We start from the raw sequence: 19,403 nt of genomic DNA, 5'->3' as shown, positions 1-19,403 counted from the left end.
GGGTGGGCACCTTCATCCAGCTCGTGATCGACGGACTGTCGACGGGGTCGATCTATGCCGCCCTCGCCCTGGCGATCGTGCTGGTGAACCAGGCGACCGGCCTCATCAACTTCGCCCAGGGCGGGATGGCTGTGCTGTCGGCCTACATCGCCTGGGCGCTGAACGGCGTCGGGGTGCCGCTCGTGCTGGCGATCGTCATGGCGGTCATCGCGTCGTTCTTCCTCGGGGCCCTCATCGAGCGCTACCTCATCCGGCGCTTCGAACGCGGCGATCCCGACACCGCGGTGGTCGTGACCATCGGCCTGCTCACGCTCATCACGGGCGTGTGCGCGTGGATCTGGACCTATAACAACCGGCTCTTCCCCTCGCTGTTCCCCCTGGAGACCATCAAGGTCGCCGGAGCGGTGATCAGCGTCCGCTCGCTCGGGACGATCCTCGTCATCGTCGCGATCATGATCCTGATGCAGGCGCTGTTCCTCGGCACGAAGCTGGGGCTGGCGCTGCGGGCCGTGGCGATCAATCCGGCCTCTTCCGCGTTCTCGGGCATCAACGTCGGCCGCAGCCTGATGGTCGGCTGGAGCCTCGCCGCCGTGCTCGGAGCGGTCGCCGGCGTGCTCGTCGCGCCGCAGCTGACCCTGACCCCCGGGATGATGGACTCCGCCCTGGTCTACGCGCTCGCCGCGTGCATCCTCGGTGGCCTGTCAAGTCCCATCGGCGTGGTCGTCGCCGCCTGGCTCATCGGCGTGCTCGAGAACCTCGCCGCCGTCTACATCCCCTTCATCGGGCACGACCTCAAGATCGCGGTGCCCTTCATCCTCATCTTCGTCGTGCTCGTCGTGCGGCCTCAGGGCCTGTTCGGCCGGAAAGCGGTGGTGCGCGTCTGATGGCCTCGACCGTGAGCTTCTGGACCCGGCCCTGGGTGAAGTGGGCGGGTGTCGCCCTCGTCGTCGTGCTGCTCGTCGTCGTGCCCCTGATGCTTCCCGAGTTCGCCAACCAGACGATCGCCCGCATCGGCGTCTTCGCGGTCGCGGTCCTGGGCCTCAACGTCGTGATGGGCTACACCGGGCAGGTCTCGCTGGGGCAGATCTTCTTCGTCGGGGTCGGCGCCTACGCGACCGCGTTCGGCGTCAACGCCGGCTGGAACATCGTGCTGGTCTTCCTCGCCGCCTGCCTGCTGCCCGCGGTGCTCGGCCTGCTCGTGGCGCTCGCCGCGGCACGCCTGGGCGGTCTCGCTATCGCGATGGTGACGATCGCGCTGCCCCTCGTGGGGCTGCCGCTCGCCAAACGCCTGTCGGACTTCACCGGGGGATCGCAGGGCACGTCCGCGCGCTTCTCGGACGCCCCCGAGTGGACCGGCCTGTACGACGACCAGTGGCAGCTGTACATCGTCCTCCTCGTCGGCGGCATCACCTTCCTGCTCACGCGCAATCTCGTCCGCGGCAAGTACGGTCGCGCGTTCGCGATCGTGAAGGGCAACGAGGCCGTCGCGTCATCGATGGGCGTCTCGCCGTACCGGTACAAGGTGCTGGCCTTCACGATCGCCTCGCTCATCGGCGGCGTGAGCGGCTTCCTCTACATGGTGGTGATCCAGTACACGTCGCCCGAGACGCTGCACTTCGGTCACTCGATCGAGCTGCTGGCGTCGATGGTCATCGGCGGTGCCGGCAGCATCATCGGCTCGCTGCTGGGCGGCATCTGGTACGTGCTGCTGCCCCAGATCACGAACCTCATCGACCCGAACATCACGGCGATGCTCCAGGGCGCGATCCTCCTGATCGTGCTCTTCATCCTCCCGGGCGGGCTCGTCTCGCTTCCCCGCCTGTGGCGCCGTCGCGGCGGCTCAGCCACCGGCACAGCCAAGAACCACACAGAGAGGCAGGACCAATGAGCACGAACCGCAGGAAGATGCGCGTCGCCTCGGTCGTCGCGGGGATCGGCATCGTCGCCCTCCTCGCCACGGGCTGCTCGCGCGGCGGCGGCACGCCGAACAGCACCGAGGACGGCGGCGGTGGCGAGGCGAGCCCCGGCATCACCGACACGTCGATCACGCTCGGCATCACCACGCCGCTGTCAGGCCCCACCGCCGGTCCGGGCACGTGCACCGTCGCCGGCATCACCGCCTACTTCGGTGCCAAGAACGCCGACGGCGGTGTCGAGTTCGGCGACGGCAAGACCCGCAAGGTCGAGATCGAGGCGCTGGACGACGAGTACGACCCGCAGAAGGCGAAGGCCAACTACGACCAGCTGAAGAGCAGCGTCTTCGCGATGACGGCCGGCCTCGGCACGCCCACCAACCGGGCGTGGCGCGAGGCGGCGACCGCCGACGAGATGCCGCAGGCGCTGATCATGTCGGGCGACCCGATCTTCAGCGACCAGCAGGAGAGCCCGTGGTCGCTCGGCTTCGTGCCGATCTACCAGAACGAGGGTCAGGCGTTCGGCGAGCTGCTGGCGAGCTCGAGCGAGGACCACAAGGTCGCCATCCTGTCGCAGAACGACGACTACGGCGAGGGGTACGTCGAGGGGTTCAAGGCGGGCATCGAGGGCGCCGACAACATCGAGATCGTCAAGGAGCTCACCTACGAGGCCACCGACACCTCGGTCGACGCGCAGCTGACGGAGCTCGCGGGCTCGGGCGCAGACGTCTTCTTCAACGCGATGTCGATCACCCCGCTCGTCATCTCGTCGCTGCAGAAGACGCAGGAGCTCGGCTGGCTGCCCTCGTGGTTCCTGCCCTCGAACACGTCCAGCCCGTCGGCGATCCTCGAGCCGGGCGGCGCTGCGGCGTTCCCGGGCGTCTACACCGTCGCGTTCGCCCAGGCGGCGGCCGCGCCGACGTTCGCGGACAGCGAGGACGGCGGCCCGTTCCTCGACGCGCTCAAGGAGTACGCCGACTACTCGGACGTCCCCGCGTTCCCGCACTGCGTCTGGTCGTACCAGGTCGGCGCGACGCTGGAGCAGGTCTTCGCGAAGATGACCGAGCCCACGCGGGACGACTTCATGACGCAGCTGCGCAGCATCAAGGACTACGTCGCGCCGCTGATGCTCGAGGGCTCCTCAGTGGACACCACCGAGGACGGCCAGCCCGCGGTCTCGACCGTGCAGGTGCAGAAGTACAACGGCAAGGGCTACGCCCCGGTCGAGTCCTGGGACCAGTGAGCTGAGCCCCGCTCGGAAGAAGTGAGGGATGCCGGCGGCCGCGGCCGCCGGCATCCCTCACCCGTCACTCCATGCCGTGCAGCACCTCGACGATGCCAGAGAGGTGGGCGCGGGTCGCGGCCTCGGCGGCGTCGGGGTCTTTCGCGAGGATCGCGTCGATGATCGCGATGTGCTCGGGGGCGGAGGTCGCTGCCCGCCCCGGGTGGAACGCGAGACGGAACTGGTGCCGCGCCGACTGCGCGCGCAGGCGCTCCAGCAGCTGCGTGGCGGTGCCGTGGTGGCTGAGCTCGCGGATGCGGCGGTCGAGCTCCTGGTTCAGGCGCGAGTACGCCATCAGGTCGCCGGCCGCGATGGCCGACTCGATCTCGGCGCGCAGCGCCCGCAGCGCGGTCGCGTCGGCCGGAGTGAGGTTCTCGGCGGCCTTGCGCGCGCACAGCGTCTCGAGTCCGATGCGCACCTCGACGATCTCGATGGCTTCGTCGACGGTGATCGCCCGCACCCGGGCGCCCCGGTTCGGCAGGCGCTCGACGAGGCCCTCGCCGGCGAGATTGAGCAGCGCGGTGCGGACAGCGGCGCGGGATGCGCCGTAGCGCTCGCTCAGGTCGGCCTCGATCAGCCGCTGGTGCGGCGCGAACTGGGCGTCGAGGATCGCCTCGCGGATCACCTGCGTCAGGTCGGGGCGACCCGTCGCCTCGTCGTCACTCAGCACTGCGGCATCCGTCATCTCCGCCAACCCCCTTCGGCCCCTTCGTCCGTGCACTGACACTATCTCGCGACGACCGCGTCGTCGCGAGGAATCTCAGACGAAATCTGCGTGAAAATCGTCGACAATCTTGATTCACGTGGAGACAGGGGCACGCTGGAGGCACGATCACGACCGCAGAGACACAGCAGGTGCGCTGGCATAGGCGAGACGGCGATGGGGACCTCGGCCCGCACCAGGCTGCCCATCGGGGGCGTGGAGCGGTTCACCGCCACTGAGGTGCCCCAGAGCCCGGGATTCTGCCTGTCAATAGGCACGGGTTCACGAAGAAGTCGCTGATCCTAACAGCTTTCTGCGGAGCCTTCTGTAGTCCGAAATGCCTACAGACAAGCCACTTGCCCGGCTGACAGCTTGATGCCAAGGGAGGATCTTCCAATAGAAAGGTCAGTGATGACGAACTCTTACCGCAAGAAGCTCTCCGCAGCTGCCATGGGCTTCGCAGTGCTCCTGCCCCTGGCCGCGTTCGTCCCCCCCCGCCAACGCAGTTGAAGACTCGTCGGATGTGTCCGCGGCAACGGTCGAAGCCGCGCTGACTGGGGCTGCGGCGCCCCTGGTCGCAGAGGCGGTGGATGCCAAGACAACGACCGCGGATGCGGCCGTGACAGACGGCCAAGCGGCTGTCGCCATTCCGCGTGACCCGACCGACGGCGTCAAGGTGTCGCTGGAGACGACGTCGATCTCGATCAACCTCCCGGCTGTCGACCAGGCGTCGGATGCGGTCGCGCTCGCCTCCGGTGCGATCGCCTACCCGTCGGACAACGGAGTTGCGAACGCCGTCGTGCCGCTCGACGGTGGGCTCCAACTGCTGACGACGATCTCGTCGCCTGACGCCCCGACGTCGTTCGCTTACGACATCACGATCTCAGATGGCGGGCAAGTGGTGTCTGCGACTGACGGCTCAGCGCTCGTGCTCTCCGCTCGTGGAGAAGTTCTTCTCAGGGCTGATGCGCCCTGGGCGGTGGACGCCAACGGCACGTCGGTTCCCACGCATTACGAGGTGAATGGCACGAGGCTGGTCCAGGTGGTGGATCACAACGCCGACTTCGCTTACCCGGTCGTCGCCGACCCACGGTTCGACCAGGGCGTCGGCTGGAAGTCGATCCTGTTCAACCGGTGGGAGACGCGGCAGATCGCTAGCGCCGGCTTCATCGCGCTTGGTGGCGCTGCCACGGCGTGTAGTGTAGCCGGACCAGCCGGAGTGGCCGCATGCGGGCTCGCTGCTGCAGCGATCGGGGCCACCGCCACCTACGCGAAAGACAACGGAATGTGCGTCGGGTTGTCTTTCTGGGGTATCCCGCCTTACATGGGATGGAACCCGTTCGTACACAGCGGGCGTGACTGCTACTAAGGAGAGTGGGGAGGACGATGTCAAGAGGACATGAGTTTCGGAGCTTCTACATCGCTGTCGCGGCAGTTGCGGTTCTGAGCGTCGCCCTCGGCCTGATCGCAGGAATCGCGACTGGTCAGTATGCGTGGGTCTTCCTCGTGCAGATGGTGATCGCGAGTCTGCTCGCTGTCTGGTATATGCGAATCAAGAAGCGCTCGGCGGCCACGAAGTAACGCAGCGGCTGCGGAGCACTCGGCAGACGCACACAGCCCCGGCCCCTCAAAAGGTCGGGGCTGTGTGCGCTGTTCGATGGCACGCCTCAGGAGTCAGGGTCAGGCGTCGAGGCGGTCGACGAGGGCCAGCCCGCGGCGGGCCCACGCGATCTCGGCCTGGGCGCGCTCGACCAGACCCTCGTACGCGAACCTCTTGTAGGCGATCGTGCGCTCGCGGTCGGCATCCGCGGTCACCGCGAGGCGCCGGACGAGCATCGGGTTGGCGACGGCGTCGATGCGATCCAGCTCGCCCTCCCACTGCGAGAGCTCGCTCTCCCACTGGGCGATGTGACGCTGCAGGAAGGCGCGGGCGGAGTCGGGTGTCGTCGCCTCGAGATAGGCAGCCCGCAGGTGGGCGGGATCGCGCACCCGCTGGTAGTCCAGCGGCGCATCCATCCATTCCACGAACGCGCGGTCGCCGGCCTCGGTCACGTGGTACATGCGTCGCGTGCCGCGCTCGCCGCGCGTCTGCTCCTCGCCTTCGATGAGACCGAGCTGCTCCATCTTGCGAAGCTCGGGGTAGATCTGGGAATCGGGGGCGTGCCAGACGTGCCCGACCGACTGGTGGAACTGCTTCTGCAGGTCGTAGCCCGACAGCGGGCCGACCCGCAGGATCGCCAGCAGCGCGTACCGCAGACTCATCGATGCTCTCCTTCCTCGCCCGAGGGTAGCGGGAACGCCGCGGCCCGGCCCTTCGACAAGCTCAGGGACCGGGCCGCGGTGGTGCGATACGCGTCAGGCCGAGGCCTTGTACCCCGTGCGCCATCCGCCGTGGTAGGTCTGACGGGCGACTGTCGAGTACGGCACGGGCGAGACGACCGCGCGGACCTCGAGCTGCTTGTGCGGCTCGACGGAGGCCTTCGTGGTGCCGCCGTCCGGCTCGCCCCACACGACAGTGACCTCGGCGCCCTCGGGCACGTCGGGGTTCACCGTCGCCAGCGACAGCGCGCGCTTCTCGTTGGCGCTGTAGCCGGTGAACATCGAGAAGCCCACGACGTCACCGCCGGCATCCGTCACCGCGTCGTAGTTGGCCGATCCGTAGTTGGCCAGCGGCAGATCGAAGAACTTGTAGCTCTCGCCCTCGGTGTCGAACAGCGACGCGAAGATCTTCGTGACGTCCTCGGCGTTCCACGCCAGCGTGACCTTGCGGCGCTGCGTCGCGGGGTCGATCTTCTCGAGCGCATCGCGGCCGATGAAGTCGTGGTCGAACTTCACGAACGAGCCGTAGCCCAGCTCCCACGGGGTGAGGTAGTAGTCCGAGATGTCGTCCGATACGAACGACCCTGCGAGCGTGCCGGTCGCCTCGTAGCTGTCGATGCCGAGCCACTCGCGGTAGCCCCGCTCGGCCTCGCCCGAGTAGATCGCGGGCAGCGGCGACGGGATCCAGCCCGACTCCAGCGTGTTCGAGGGGTAGGCGCGCGATCCGACCGGGACGAGGCCGAACTCGGCGCCCGCCTCGACGATGAGGTCGCGGACGCGGTGGTGGTCCTCGTAGGGTCCCCACACTTCGAGGCCGGGGGCTCCGGCCATGCCGTGGCGGAGCGTGCGCACGTTCACGCCGCCGATCTGCATCTCGGACATGCTGAAGAACTTCAGCTGCTCGAGAGGTCCGCCGTTGAGCTTCTCGATGACGTTCCACGCCGCCGGTCCCTGGATCTGGAAGCGGTAGTAGCGGCGGCTCACGGCGTCGCCGTAGGGGCGCGAGGGCGAGCGGCGGTCGACGCTGATGTCGAGGTTCGCGTAGCCGCCGGTCTCGCCGTGGTACAGCAGCCAGTTCGACGCCGGCGCGCGGCCGACGTACACGTACTCGTCCTCGGCCTCGTGGAAGAGGATGCCGTCGCCGATGACATGCCCCGACGCGGTGGTCGGCACATACTGCTTGGCGCGGTTCACCGGGAACGTCGCGACCGAGTTGATGGCCGTGTCCGAGATGAGCCGGATCGCGTCCGAGCCCTTCAGGAACACATTGTCCATGTGGTGCGACTGGTCGTAGAGCACCGCGGTGTCGCGCCAGGCCTTCTGCTCTTTGATCCAGTTCTGGAAGTCCGCGGGGACGACCGGGTAGATGTACGAGCCGATCTGCGAGTTGCGCAGCATCTCGACGGCGTTGCGTCCGTCGATCAGCTCCTGCAGATTCTTCGCCATGGGGAACCTCTCTGTTCGTGGGTAGGGGTCGGGATGGGGGTGGATCAGGTGAAGACGATGGTGTGGTTGCCGTGCCGGATCACGCGATCCTCGGCGTGCCACTCGACCGCGCGAGAGAGCACCGCCCGCTCGACGTAGGCCCCGCGGGCCTGCAGATCGGCGGCGGTCATCGCGTGGGTGACGCGCGCCACGTCCTGCTCGATGATGGGCCCCTCGTCGAGGTCGGCGGTCACGTAGTGGCTGGTCGCGCCGATCAGCTTCACCCCGCGCTCCTTCGCCTTGCGGTACGGTGCGGCGCCGATGAACGCGGGCAGGAACGAGTGGTGGATGTTGATGACCGGCACGCCGAGCTCGTCGAGGAACGAGTCCGACAGGATCTGCATGTACCGCGCGAGCACGACGAAGTCGACGTTGTCTTTGAGCAGTTCGACGATCTTCGCCTCGGCGGCGGACTTGTCGGGACCCTGCGAGGGCACGTGGAAGAACGGGATGCCGAAGCTGCGGACATCCTCGGCGGTGTTGGTGTGGTTCGAGATGACCATCGGAATGGTGACCGGCAGTTCGCCGCGGCGATGACGCCACAGCAGCTCGAGCAGGCAGTGGTCGCTCGTCGAGGCGAGGATCGCCATCCGCTTCGGCACGGACTGGTCGGTCAGCCGCCACTCCAGATCGAGCGGCCCCAGCGTCTCATCGAGGTCTGCCGCGATGGCGGGCAGGGCCGCCGGCAGGTCGGGGCGGTGGAACACGACGCGCTGGAAGAACTCGCCGCCGACGGGATTGTCGGAATACTGGTCGAGCGTCACGATGTTGCCGAGATTGCGTGCGACCAGCGCCGTGACCGCCGCGACGATCCCCGGGCGGTCGGGGCCGTGCACGATGAGGCACGCGTGGTCGCGTCGCGCGTCGAGATGCGTCGTCATCGCCGCGCACCCGAGGACTGCGCGGCGACGAACTCGCGGGCCCACTGCGACGTCGCGAGCAGGCCGCCGAACGTGTAGAAGTGCAGCTTCACGTCGCCCGAGTCGCGCGCGGCGTGGTTCGACGGGCTCACCAACCGCTCGGCGAGGTCGGACACGAAGCGGTCCGGGCCCGCCGTGCCCATGAGGTTCGTCAGCGAGAAGCCGTACTTCTTCACGATCATCGCGTTCGCGCCGATCCCGAAGCGCCGCGCGAAGCCGAGCAGGCGCTTGATGCCGGCAGGTCCCGGCGTGCCGATGCGGATCTGCGCGTCGATGCCGCGCTCGCGCACCGCGCCGATCCACGACATGACCGGATCGGTGTCGAAGGCGAATTGGGTCAGGACGACGGCATCCAGTCCCTGCTGGGCGAGGGTCAGCGCCTTCTCGTCGAGGTGGCGCCACAGCACGTCGTCGGCGATGTCGGGGTGGCCTTCGGGGTAGCCGGCGATCGAGACCTCACGCACGCCGTGCTGCTGCAGCAGCCCGGATCGGATGACCGACAGCGAGTCGGGGTACGGTCCGGCCGGCTCGGCCGGGTCGCCGCCGACCGCGAACACGTGCTCGGTGGCGCCGACGTCCTGGAGACGGGTCAGGAACTCGACGAGCTGCGCCTCGGACTCCAGGCGTCGCGCCGAGATGTGGGGGACCGGGACGAAGCCCATGTCCTTCACCGCCTTCGCGGCGGCGACGCGCATCTCGAGGTCCTCGTTGCCGAGGAACGTCACGTTGATCTTCGTCCCCTGGGGGATGGCGTCGCGGGCCTCCTCAAGCCCGGGCACGTCCTTGCCGGTCATCTCCAGTGAGAAGCCGTCGACGAGCGCGGCCGCCTGCGGCGACGAGTTCGGGTGGGTCACTGACGAGGTCCTTTCCTCTGCCGCGGGCGTCGTCGCACCGCGGTATCCACACAATAACTATGTCCATAGGTAATGGCAATAGGCACACGATCGTGCCCGCGCCCATCCTCGATCGCGTGAGCGGTATGGAAGAGCGTCGGTTCCGCTGAACGGACCCGGTGCCGGCGGGCGGCATCGGTTGTTCATGCAAGTCGTGACGGGCGTCACAAAACACTTGACAATCGCGATGTGCTGACCGACGATGACTGTGTCCGGCACGCCGAGGTGCCGACCCCCGGCTGCCGCCGGACGCACCCCGGACGCGCACACCCCCTGCACAGTCCACGAGAGGCCCGTCAATGAAGAAGAGTCTTGCCACCATCGGCGTGCTCGCCGCAGCCGCGCTCGCCCTGAGCGGCTGCACCGATTCCGCCGCTCCGTCCTCCTCCTCGACCCCGACCGATGACGCCGCGTCGGGCGAGGTCACGAAGGTCCGCGTCGCCGCCCTGCCCATCGCCGAGACCGGCGCGCTGTGGGCGGCGATCGACGAGGGCATCTTCGAGGAGCACGGCCTCGAGATCGAGGTCGTTCCCGCACAGGGCGGCGCCAACGCCATCCCCGCGCTGCTCAGCGGCGACATCCAGTTCGCCATCGGCCAGCCGTTCGGCCCGATCCGCGCAGACCTGCAGGACCTCGGCGTCACGATCGTCGGCAACTACGCGAACAGCCTCACCGAGGGCACCGACGTCAACGCGGTGGTCGCGCTCGGCGACTCCGGCATCACCCGCCCCGCCGACCTGGCCGGCAAGAAGGTGTCGGTGAACACGATCGGCGCCGCGGGCGACCTCACGATCCGCAAGGCCGTGCAGGACGACGGCGGCGACCCCTCGACCATCGAGTTCGTCGAGGTCGCGTTCCCCGACGTCCCCGCGCAGCTCGAGGCCGGCACGATGGACGCCGCATGGGCGCCCGACCCGTTCCGCGCCCAGATCGTCGGCGCCGGCGGCACCTCGGTGGTGGCGCCGTACCAGGCCACGATCCCGGGGCTGTCGGTGCTGACCAACATCACGACGCAGAAGCTGCTCGACGAGGACCCCGATCTCGTGAAGTCCTACTCCGAGGCGATGTCGGAGGCGCTGGACTGGGCCGCCGACAACGAGGACGCCGTGCGCGCCGCGATCGCCACGAACCTCAAGATCCCCGCGGAGGCCGCTGCGGGCATCACGCTCCCGACGTTCACATGGGACCTGGCCGACGCGGGCATCGAGGACCTGGGCGCACTCGCCGTCGAGTTCGACTACATCGACGCCGAGCCCGACTACGACCGCCTGATCCAGCAGCAGTAGCGGCAAGAGGAGGAGGTGGATGCTGTCGGCCGCGGCCGCCGGCATCCACTCCCTCCGCCTGTGCCCACCCCCAGCCGTCCCACCCGAACGGACCCCTCATGGCCACCGCCGATGCACCGATGATCGTCGCATCGCCGCCGCGCCCGCGCGACGCTCGCAGCGGAAGACGACTGCGCACCCTGCGCAAGGTCGCGCTCGGCGTCGCCGGTATCGCCGGCTTCCTCGTCACCTGGCAGCTCCTGCCGACGCTCGGTGTCGTGAATCCCGCGTACTTCCCGACCGCGACAGCCACTCTCGCGGCCCTCGGCGAACAGATGCGCGACCTGGAGTTCTGGCGCAACGTCGGCCGCACGCTGACCGCGTGGGGCATCGGCCTGCTGATCGCGACGGCGTTGGCCGTCGTACTCGGCACCGTCATCGGGCTCGTGCCGTTCCTGCGGCGGGCGACCCACACGACGGTCGAGTTCCTGCGGCCCATCCCCTCGGTCGCGCTGATCCCGCTCGCGGTCCTGATGTTCGGCCTGCGGATCGAAGCGGCGCTCCTCATCATCGTGTACGCGAGCTTCTGGCAGGTGTTCATCCAGGTGCTCTACGGCGTCGCCGACGTGGATGCCGTCGCCCGCGACACGGCGCGCAGCTTCGGACTGTCGCGCGGCTCGCGCATCGTGAACCTCGTACTGCCCACCGCGCTGCCCTACCTGATGACCGGGCTGCGGCTGGCAGCGACGGTGGCGCTGATCCTCGCGATCACGGCCGAGATGTTCATCGGCAACCCCGGCCTCGGCAGGGCGATCATGCTCGCCCAGGCGGCTGGTGCGTGGACCACCGTATATGCGCTCGTGGTCGTCACCGGCATACTCGGCCTGCTGGTGAACCTGGTCTTCCGTGCCGTCGAACGCCGCTCGCTCGCGTGGCATCAGTCCGTGCGAGGGGAGGAGGTCCTGTGACGCTCTACACCAGCACCGTCGTCACCCCTCGCAGCCGATCCCGCGCGTGGGCGAAGTTCGGCGAGAGCACCGCCTACGCGCTCGGCCTGCCGTTCCTCCTGCTCGTCATCTGGGGCGTCTGGGCATCCATCTCGCCGGAGCCCTTCTTCCCCAGCCCGCTCGTGATCTTCCAGGCCTTCGTCGACACCTGGGTGGGGCCCGCGTTCTTCACCGATGTGCTGCCGAGCCTCGGACGACTGGCGATCGGCATCGTGCTGGCCGTCGCGCTCGGCATCGTGGCCGGCACCGTCATCGGCCTGGTGCGGTGGCTGCGCGAGCTGCTCGAGCCGATCTTCGAGTTCTTCCGCGCCGTGCCGCCCCCGGTGCTCATCCCCATCGTCGCGGTGCTCGTCGGCGCGAACGACACCATGAAGCTCGTGGTGATCGTCACCGGTGCGGTGTGGCCGGTGCTGCTGAACACGATCGAGGGCGTCCGCGCGACCGACTCGGTGATGACCGAGACGGCGCGGTCGTTCGCGCTGACCTCGGGGGAGCGCCTCCGGTATCTCGTGCTTCCCGCGGCGAGCCCGCGGATCATGGCGGGCGTCCGCCAGTGCCTGTCGATCGCCCTGATCCTCATGGTGATCTCGGAGATGTTCTTCTCGTCATCGGGCCTCGGATACCAGATCGTCTACTTCCAGCGGAACTACCTCATCGCCGAGATGTGGAGCGGCATCGTGCTGCTCGGCCTGATCGGCATCCTGCTCGCGGCGATCTTCGGAATCGTCGAACGGCGCGTGCTTCGCTGGTACCACGGAATCAAGGAGGTGGAGCGTGGTTGAATCCGCTAAGAAGGCAGAGCCGCTGCTGAACGTCGAGCACCTGCGCAAGGTCTACGAGTCGTCGACCGGGAACGTCGAGGCCATCGGCGACATCGGATTCCGGATGGATGCCGGTGAGCTGGTGTGCATCGTCGGCCCGTCGGGATGCGGCAAGACGACGCTGCTCAAATGCATCGCGGGTCTGCTCAAGCCCACCTCGGGCGTCGTGGAGCTGGGCGGGCGCCGGGTGACGGCCCCGCCGCCGAACATGGCCCTGGTGTTCCAGGAGTACGGTCGCAGCCTGTACCCGTGGCTCACCGTGCGCGGCAACGTCGAGCTGCCGCTCAAGCACAAGAAGCTGTCGCGTGACGAGCGCGACAGGCTGGTCGACGACGCGCTTGCAGCCGTGGGCCTCGATCACGCGAAGGGAAGCTACCCCTGGCAGCTGTCGGGCGGCATGCAGCAGCGCGTGGCGATCGCGCGCGCGGTCGCGTACCAGCCCGAGGTGCTCATCATGGACGAGCCGTTCGCCGCCGTCGACGCGCAGACGCGCGCCGACCTGGAGGACCTCGTGCGGACGCTGCACCGTGAGCGCGGCATGTCGATCCTGTTCGTGACGCACGACATCGACGAGTCGGTGTACCTCGGTGAGCGCGTGATCGTGCTGTCGAAGTCGCCGACGTGGGTGCAGGAGGACCTCGCGATCGACCTCGCCCCGGACCGGGACCAGATCACGACGCGGGCTCTGCCGCGCTTCACCGAGCTGCGTACGCACGTGTACGAGCAGATCCAGCGAGCCAAGCGCGGCGAGGCCGTCCGTCCGGAGGCCGCGTGAGCGTCGCCCCGGCGGAAGCATCGGTGCTCACCCGCAAGCCGCGTCAGCTGCTGCTGGCCTTCTTCGGCGAGTTCGTGTGCGACCGCTACTTCGAGCCGCTGCGCGCCAGCGTGCTGATCGGCACGCTGGAGAGCGCGGGGGTGGCCGCGTCCGCGGTGCGCACCAACCTCGACCGCATGGTCGACAGCGGAGTGCTGGAGCGGCGGCGGCTCGGACGCGAGATCGGGTTCGAGCTCACCCCGCACGGCAGCGAGGTGCTGCGCGAGGCGTCGGGCCGCGTGAACGGCCCGGCGCCGTTCGAGCCGCAGGGCGAGGGGTGGACGCTCGTGACGTTCAGCGTCCCCGAGCACCTGCGCGACCTCCGGCATCGCCTTCGGGCCGCACTGACCTGGTCGGGGTTCGCCGTGCTGCGCGACGGGCTGTGGATCGCGCCCGGCGTCGTCGACCTCGCTGCGGCGCTCGATGCGATCATCCCCGACCTGCCGCCGGGCTCGGTGACCGCGTTCTCGGCGACCGAGCTCGACGGGTTCCCGATGGCCGAGGCTGTGCGCGTGGCGTGGGACGTCGAGCGCATCCGCGACGCCCATCACGAGTTCATCGCGCACTGGGAACGAGAGGATGCGGCATCCGATCTTCCTCCGCTCACCGCGCGGACGCTGCTCGTGGCCGACTGGCTGGCCCTGCTGCGCGCCGATCCCCGCCTGCCGCGGCAGTACATGGGCGACGACTGGCCCGCCGACCGCTCCTTCGAGCTGTTCACCCGGCGCCACCGAGAGTTCGCCTTCCCCGCGGTGCGCGACTTCGCGGCGCAGGTGAGCTGACGCGTCAGCGCGTGTGCGCGGAGCCCTCGCCGGCGTACGCGGCGAAGGTGTGGTGCGACGTCGAGGACGTCAGCTCGGGCGCGTGCGGGGCGAGGATGCGGCGGAACGCGGCCTCGGCCGCGGCGCCGGTGGAGTCGTAGATCGCCGCGCAGACCGACAGCGCCCGCTCGAACGGGAAGCCGGATCCGAGCAGCTCCTGGGGGAGCATCGGATCCGCGTGCCGGAGCTCGCGCCACTCCCGCATGATCGACGTGCGAAGCCGCAGCGCCTCGTTCTCGTCGACGACAGACGCCGCGCCGCGACCGCGTCGTCCGGACGCGGCATCGCGCAGCCGCTGGGCGACCGGTTCCCACTCCTCGGCGAAGCGACGGTAGGCCGCGGCCAGCTCGTCGAGGCCGAAGGCGTCGCGGACGATCCGCGGTCCCTCCTGCTCCGACAGCCGAGCGCCCACGAAGACGGTCAGCTGATCCTCGGTGGGCGCGGCCGGGAGCTCTGCCACCATCGCCTCGACCTCGGCGCGATGGTCGCCCGGGCGCACCCAGAGCCCGTCGTGACGGCTGCCGAACCGCGCGTCGCGCAGCCGTTCGCGCAGCGCATTCCTGGTGCTCCGCGACGTCGCCGCAGAGGTCGCCGCCCTGCAGAAGCTCGTCGCGACAGCGGGCTCGACCGCCCAGGGGCGGGCGCGCGCCGCGTTCGCCGCGGCGATGAGCAAGATCCCGGTCGTCGACCGCGCCACGGGGGAGGACGTCCACGACCTGGATGCCAGGATCGACGGCTACCTCACCGCCCTGCCGTTCGCCGCCGGCTCACACGTGCGTGCCGGCTATGAGGCCACCGCCGGCGGGGTCTTCTCGTGGAACACCGGTGTCGACTACGCGCGCGCACTCCGCGAGTCGGGGCGCTGGTCAGAGGTCGACGCCGCCTATCGCCAGGCGGGGCTCTCTCTCGAGGGCGACCTGCGCACCCTCGCCGACGCCGAGCGGCTTGCCGCCGACACCGAGACCGTGGAGTTCGTCGAGAGGACGGCATCCTTCACCGGCGAACTGACGGTGCCCGTGCTCTCGCTCAGCACCACCGGGGACGGGGCCGGCTCCACGCAGGACGACGAGGCGTACCGCATCACCGTGCGCGAGGCGGGCGAGCAGTCGCAGCTGCGTCAGGCGTTCGTCCGGGCGGAGGGCCACTGCACCTTCACCGGCGCCGAGGAGGCGGCCGTGTTCGAGACGATGTTCGCGCGCCTCGCCGACGGCACCTGGCCGGCGACATCGCCGCGTGCCCTCTCGGAGCGCGCGGCGAGCATCGAGGCCGGATCGGCCCTGGAGCTCGGGGCGGTGCGATTCGGCACGGCCGGCCACGGCGGCACGCCCGCGCGGATGTGGGACGTCGACGACTGGGGGACCTACTCCGGGTGACGGCGGACGGACAGCGGCCCCGGCATCCCTTCGCGGAAGACCGGGGCCGCTGCTCAGGTCACGCGGTAGGCGACGTAGCGCACGCGGTTGGCCTCACGGATGTACGAAGCCAGGTACACCGCGCGCTCCAGCTCAGGATGCGCGGCGCACTCGAGCGTGAGCGCCGCGCGGAAATAATAGTCGGCCGGATCGACGTCGACGCCGCGGAGCAGGGCCTCGAGCACGGCGGGGTCACCGCTGCGCACACCCTGCGCGCGGATGTAGAGGAGGGACCCGTCGACGCCGCGGGCGCTGTAGCGGCCGTCGACCTCGATCGAGCCGTCGGCGCGCACCGTCTGCCAGTCGGCGCCGCCCGACAGGATCGCGCCCGTGAAGGCGCCGGTGATCGTGCCACCGACCACCGGGATGATGCGGCGGTGCCCCGCCCGCGTCATGCCGTGGTCCTCGAGCGGCCCCAGGTCGGCCACGACCTCGAACGCGCGCTCGAGGGACGGCACCGGTGGTTCGTGCTTCATCAGCGCCCGCCGAACCGGTCGCGCAGGTCGGCCTTGCGGATCTTGCCGGAGGCGGTGCGCGGCAGGTCCTCGACGACGACGACGTTCTTGGGGAGCTTGTAGCGGGCGACCAGGCCGTCCAGGTGCGCGCGGACCTTGTCGGTGTCGACGTCGGCGCCTTCGCGCAGCGTGACGACCGCCCACGGCACCTCACCCCATCGTTCGTCGGGCACGCCCACGACGGCGACGCCGGAGATGCCCTCGATGTCGGCGATGAGGTTCTCGACCTCGGCCGGGTAGATGTTCTCGCCGCCCGAGATGATCATGTCCTTCAGGCGGTCCGAGATGTAGAGGTAGCCGTCGGGGTCGAGATAGCCGAGGTCTCCGGAGCGGTACCAGCCGTCCTCGGTGAACGCCGCGGCGGTCGCCTCGGGAAGCCCGTGGTAGCCGAGGAACACGTTGGGGCCGGCGACCTCGATCTCGCCGACCGTTCCGCGCGGCACCACCTCGCCGTGCTCGTCGGTGATCCGCACCTCGGTGAAGAAGTGCGGCAGCCCCACGCTGCCCTGCTTCTCGCGGGTCATCGACGGCGCGAGAGAGGTCGCGCCGGGCGAGGTCTCGGTCATGCCGTAGCCCTGCGAGAACGACAGCCCCCGCTCCTCGTATGCGTTGAGGATGCGGGTGGGCACGGCCGAGCCGCCGCAGGTGAGTTTGCGCAGACTCGACAGGTCCGTAGACGCCCACGCCGGGTGGTCGGCCATCAGCTGGTACGTCGTGGGGACGCCGCTCAGCATCGTGATCCCGTGACTCTCGATGAGCGCGAGCGCCCGGCCGGCTTCGAAGCCCTTCTCGAGCACGAGGGTCGCGCCCTTGAGCAGCACGGGGAGGGCCCCCATGCCGAGCGAAGCCACGTGGAACAGGGGCGAGATCATGAGCGACACGTCGCCGGAGACCACGTCGTAGTCCACCACGCAGTTGAGGGCCACCCAGGTGAGGTTGCCGTGGCTGAGCACGGCGCCCTTCGGCCTGCCCGTCGTACCCGAGGTGTAGATGATCGCCGCCGGGTCGTCGAGCGAGACGTCCGCGATGGTGTGCCCTCCGGGCGCCTCGGCGATGAGGCGGGCGAGACCGGGATGCTCGGGCAGTCCGTCGCCGGTCACGATGACCTGCGCGATCCGCCCGGCCTCGATGCCCGGCATCGCGCGCCCCAGGAACTCCGCGTCGAGCACCACCGCGCGGGCTCCGGAGTCGACCAGGACGTGCTGCACCTCGGGGCCCGCCAGCCGCGTGTTCACCGGTACGAACACCGCGCCCAGCTGCGCGGCGCCGAACATCACCTGCAGGAACTGCGGACTGTTCTCGCCGATGTAGGCGACCGCGTCGCCGCGGCGGATGCCCCGGTGCCACAGCACCGAGGCCACGCGGTCCGCGGCATCCGCCAGCTCACGATAGGTGAGCGTGTCCTCGCCGAAGACCACGGCGGTCTTGTCCGGATCCTTCAGGCGCCGTTTGGCGAGCCAGAACCCGATTCCCTTGTGCATCGTTGCGGTGTCCTCTCCTTCGAGGAAGCGTCCGGCGGGCGGCCGGTCAGGCGTAGAAGCGGTACAGGCCCCGGGCGACGACCGCGGGCTTGTCGGCGCCCTCGATCTCGATGGTCTGGTCTACGGCGAACTGGTATCCGCCGCGCACCTCGGTCACCTCGGCGATCACCGCGTTCATGCGGACGCGCGCGCCCACCTTGACCGGCGACACGAACCGCACCTTGTCGAGGCCGTAGTTGACACGGGTGCCCACACCGGTCACGTCGAACAGCTCGGACCAGAACTTCACGGTGAGCGACAGCGTGAGGAAGCCGTGGGCGATGGGGGCGCCGAACGGTCCTTCGGCGGCACGCTCGGGATCGACGTGGATCCACTGGTGGTCGTCGGTCGCGTCCGCGAAGAGGTTCACGCGGTCCTGCGTCACCTCGAGCCACTCGGTCCAGCCGAGGTCGGTGCCGGCGAGGCCGGGGACGTCGGCGTAGTCGACGGTGGTGGTCATGGTTCTCCTTCGGTGGGATGGATCAGAGGAAGGCGGACGCGCCGGTCAGCGCGCGGCCGATGATGAGGGCGTTGATCTCGTGCGTGCCCTCGTAGGAGTAGACGGCCTCGGCGTCGGCGAAGAACCTGGCCGCGTCATGCTCGAGCAGGATGCCGTTGCCGCCGAGCACTTCGCGCCCGAGCGCCGCCGTCTCGCGTGCGAGGCGCGCAGTCTGCATCTTCGCGAGCGCGGAGTTCTCGTCGGCGAACTCGCCGCCGAGCCCCGTCGAGGCGCCCGCGGTGAGCCCCGTCGAACCGTCCTGACGGGCCGACAGCTGCACGACGAGCGAGAGCGAGGCGACCGTGTTGCCCAGCATGCGGGCGAGCTTCTCCTGCACGAGCTGGAAGCCGCCGATCGGGCGATCGAATTGATGCCGCTCGCGCACGTAGTGCACGGCCGCATCGAGGACGCCGGCCTGCAGGCCTGCAGCGATCCAGGCCACGTCGGAGCGCATCGCGCGCAGGATCCGCGCGACGTCGCGCCACCCGTTCACGTTCTGCAGGCGATCTGTCTCGGTCACGCGCACGCCGTCGAGCGTGATGAGCGCGTTCTGCATCGGCCGCAGCGAGACCTTGCCCGCGATCGGCTCAAGCCGCACGCCGTCCGCGTCGGTCGGCACCAGGAACGCCTTGACGGCCTGATCGTCCACGTCGCGGGCGAACACGACGAGCACATCGGATGCCGCCGCCCCGCCGATCCACTTCTTGCGACCGTCGATCACCCAGCCGTCGCCGTGCCGGCGCGCAGCGGTGGCGAGCCCGCCCGCGATGTCGGAGCCGTGATCGGGTTCGGTGAGCGCGAAGGCCCCGCGCAGCTGGAAGCTGCGCACGCGCGGATCGAGCTCCGCCGCCTGGGCTGCCGAGCCGCCGAGCGCGACCGCGGTGCGGAAGAGTCCCGACTGCGCGTTGTAGAGCGTGGCCACAGACACGTCGGTGCGGGCCAGCACGTAGTTGCGGAACCCCGAGAACATCGAGGACGCAGCCTCGGCGGCATCCACTCCCTCCGGCTGCATGATATCGAGCGGGACGAGCGCGTCCAGCACCGCGTCGGGCATGGTCGCCGTCTCCCAGGCCTCGGCGAGGAGCGGACGGACGTCGCGGTCGAGCGCCTGCTGCAGCCGCGCGAGCGCGGCGCGCGCGGCCGGGGTCAGCCGTGCGTCGGCGATGGCGTACGGGTCGAACCCGAACGTCGCGTCCGCCTCGAGCGCGGGCACG

Annotated in this window: 20 protein-coding genes; 10 read left to right on the top strand and 10 right to left on the bottom strand. The window is 69.4% G+C overall.

Annotated elements, in window-relative coordinates:
• Positions 1-2: 2 nt before the first annotated feature.
• The 3 genes from IF188_RS11290 to IF188_RS11280 are packed head-to-tail and all read left to right on the top strand — an operon-like array spanning position 3 to position 3,156.
• A complete protein-coding gene (locus tag IF188_RS11290) occupies positions 3-884 on the top strand; it encodes a branched-chain amino acid ABC transporter permease (protein ID WP_191171900.1) in 882 nt (293 codons plus the stop codon).
• The gene (locus IF188_RS11285) at positions 884-1,888 is read left to right on the top strand and encodes a branched-chain amino acid ABC transporter permease (protein WP_191171899.1); all 1,005 of its coding nucleotides are present in this window, start codon (positions 884-886) and stop codon (positions 1,886-1,888) included. The genes IF188_RS11290 and IF188_RS11285 overlap by 1 nt, the downstream gene beginning before the upstream one ends.
• Positions 1,885-3,156: an ABC transporter substrate-binding protein gene (locus IF188_RS11280; protein ID WP_224751738.1), complete on the top strand. Its 1,272-nt coding sequence runs from the start codon at positions 1,885-1,887 to the stop codon at positions 3,154-3,156. The genes IF188_RS11285 and IF188_RS11280 overlap by 4 nt, the downstream gene beginning before the upstream one ends.
• Before the next feature lie 64 nt (positions 3,157-3,220).
• Here the strand turns inward: IF188_RS11280 and IF188_RS11275 are convergent, their stop codons facing one another.
• Positions 3,221-3,880 carry a GntR family transcriptional regulator gene (locus IF188_RS11275; RefSeq protein ID WP_191171898.1) on the bottom strand — a complete coding sequence of 220 codons (660 nt, stop codon included), beginning with the start codon at positions 3,878-3,880 and terminating at the stop codon, positions 3,221-3,223.
• Positions 3,881-4,421: 541 nt separating this feature from the next.
• Between IF188_RS11275 and IF188_RS11270 the strand changes: the two genes are divergently transcribed.
• A complete protein-coding gene (locus IF188_RS11270) occupies positions 4,422-5,267 on the top strand; it encodes a hypothetical protein (protein ID WP_191171897.1) in 846 nt (281 codons plus the stop codon).
• Between the two features lie 311 nt (positions 5,268-5,578).
• Here IF188_RS11270 and IF188_RS11265 read toward each other — a convergent pair whose 3' ends face one another.
• The 4 genes from IF188_RS11265 to IF188_RS11250 all read right to left on the bottom strand — a co-directional run bounded on the left by IF188_RS11265 (position 5,579) and on the right by IF188_RS11250 (position 9,476).
• Entirely contained in the window at positions 5,579-6,160 is a 582-nt protein-coding gene (locus IF188_RS11265; protein ID WP_191171896.1) for a helix-turn-helix transcriptional regulator, read from the bottom strand.
• A gap of 93 nt (positions 6,161-6,253) precedes the next feature.
• A complete protein-coding gene (gene ligM / locus IF188_RS11260) occupies positions 6,254-7,663 on the bottom strand; it encodes a vanillate/3-O-methylgallate O-demethylase (protein ID WP_191171895.1) in 1,410 nt (469 codons plus the stop codon).
• Positions 7,664-7,707: 44 nt separating this feature from the next.
• Positions 7,708-8,583 (bottom strand): formyltetrahydrofolate deformylase, encoded by an 876-nt coding sequence (gene purU / locus IF188_RS11255; protein ID WP_191171894.1) that lies wholly within the window; start codon positions 8,581-8,583, stop codon positions 7,708-7,710.
• Positions 8,580-9,476, bottom strand: coding sequence for a methylenetetrahydrofolate reductase (locus IF188_RS11250; RefSeq protein WP_191171893.1), 897 nt, complete (start codon positions 9,474-9,476; stop codon positions 8,580-8,582). The genes purU and IF188_RS11250 overlap by 4 nt, the downstream gene beginning before the upstream one ends.
• A gap of 338 nt (positions 9,477-9,814) precedes the next feature.
• Between IF188_RS11250 and IF188_RS11245 the strand changes: the two genes are divergently transcribed.
• The 5 genes from IF188_RS11245 (at position 9,815) to IF188_RS11225 (ending at position 14,204) form a co-directional block, all read left to right on the top strand.
• Complete coding sequence (locus tag IF188_RS11245) at positions 9,815-10,801, top strand: ABC transporter substrate-binding protein (RefSeq protein ID WP_191171892.1); 987 nt, start codon at positions 9,815-9,817, stop codon at positions 10,799-10,801.
• A gap of 98 nt (positions 10,802-10,899) precedes the next feature.
• The gene (locus tag IF188_RS11240; RefSeq protein WP_191171891.1) at positions 10,900-11,748 is read left to right on the top strand and encodes an ABC transporter permease; all 849 of its coding nucleotides are present in this window, start codon (positions 10,900-10,902) and stop codon (positions 11,746-11,748) included.
• On the top strand, positions 11,745-12,569 hold the full coding sequence (locus tag IF188_RS11235; protein ID WP_191171890.1) for an ABC transporter permease: 825 nt from the start codon (positions 11,745-11,747) through the stop codon (positions 12,567-12,569). The genes IF188_RS11240 and IF188_RS11235 overlap by 4 nt, the downstream gene beginning before the upstream one ends.
• Positions 12,562-13,383, top strand: coding sequence for an ABC transporter ATP-binding protein (locus IF188_RS11230; protein WP_191171889.1), 822 nt, complete (start codon positions 12,562-12,564; stop codon positions 13,381-13,383). Before IF188_RS11235 ends, IF188_RS11230 begins: the two co-directional genes overlap by 8 nt.
• Positions 13,380-14,204, top strand: coding sequence for a PaaX family transcriptional regulator (locus IF188_RS11225; protein WP_191171888.1), 825 nt, complete (start codon positions 13,380-13,382; stop codon positions 14,202-14,204). The genes IF188_RS11230 and IF188_RS11225 overlap by 4 nt, the downstream gene beginning before the upstream one ends.
• Before the next feature lie 4 nt (positions 14,205-14,208).
• Here IF188_RS11225 and IF188_RS11220 read toward each other — a convergent pair whose 3' ends face one another.
• Positions 14,209-14,916, bottom strand: coding sequence for a PaaX family transcriptional regulator C-terminal domain-containing protein (locus tag IF188_RS11220; RefSeq protein ID WP_396652765.1), 708 nt, complete (start codon positions 14,914-14,916; stop codon positions 14,209-14,211).
• Here IF188_RS11220 and IF188_RS11215 point away from each other — a divergent pair.
• On the top strand, positions 14,807-15,616 hold the full coding sequence (locus tag IF188_RS11215; RefSeq protein WP_191171886.1) for a hypothetical protein: 810 nt from the start codon (positions 14,807-14,809) through the stop codon (positions 15,614-15,616). The genes IF188_RS11220 and IF188_RS11215 overlap by 110 nt on opposite strands.
• A gap of 53 nt (positions 15,617-15,669) precedes the next feature.
• Here the strand turns inward: IF188_RS11215 and IF188_RS11210 are convergent, their stop codons facing one another.
• Genes IF188_RS11210 through IF188_RS11195 form a run of 4 tightly spaced genes read right to left on the bottom strand, consistent with a single transcriptional unit; the run spans position 15,670 to position 19,402 of the window.
• Complete coding sequence (locus IF188_RS11210) at positions 15,670-16,131, bottom strand: DUF3237 domain-containing protein (RefSeq protein WP_191171885.1); 462 nt, start codon at positions 16,129-16,131, stop codon at positions 15,670-15,672.
• Positions 16,131-17,651 carry an acyl-CoA synthetase gene (locus tag IF188_RS11205; RefSeq protein WP_191171884.1) on the bottom strand — a complete coding sequence of 507 codons (1,521 nt, stop codon included), beginning with the start codon at positions 17,649-17,651 and terminating at the stop codon, positions 16,131-16,133. The genes IF188_RS11210 and IF188_RS11205 overlap by 1 nt, the downstream gene beginning before the upstream one ends.
• Positions 17,652-17,697: 46 nt before the next feature.
• Positions 17,698-18,150, bottom strand: coding sequence for a MaoC family dehydratase (locus IF188_RS11200; protein ID WP_191171883.1), 453 nt, complete (start codon positions 18,148-18,150; stop codon positions 17,698-17,700).
• Positions 18,151-18,172: 22 nt separating this feature from the next.
• Positions 18,173-19,402, bottom strand: coding sequence for an acyl-CoA dehydrogenase family protein (locus tag IF188_RS11195; RefSeq protein ID WP_191171882.1), 1,230 nt, complete (start codon positions 19,400-19,402; stop codon positions 18,173-18,175).
• Position 19,403 lies beyond the last annotated feature (1 nt).

It is taken from the genome of Microbacterium helvum (assembly GCF_014779795.1).
GTDB classification, from domain to species: Bacteria; Actinomycetota; Actinomycetes; order Actinomycetales; family Microbacteriaceae; genus Microbacterium; species Microbacterium helvum.
This window is presented reverse-complemented; position numbering and strand designations above follow the sequence as displayed.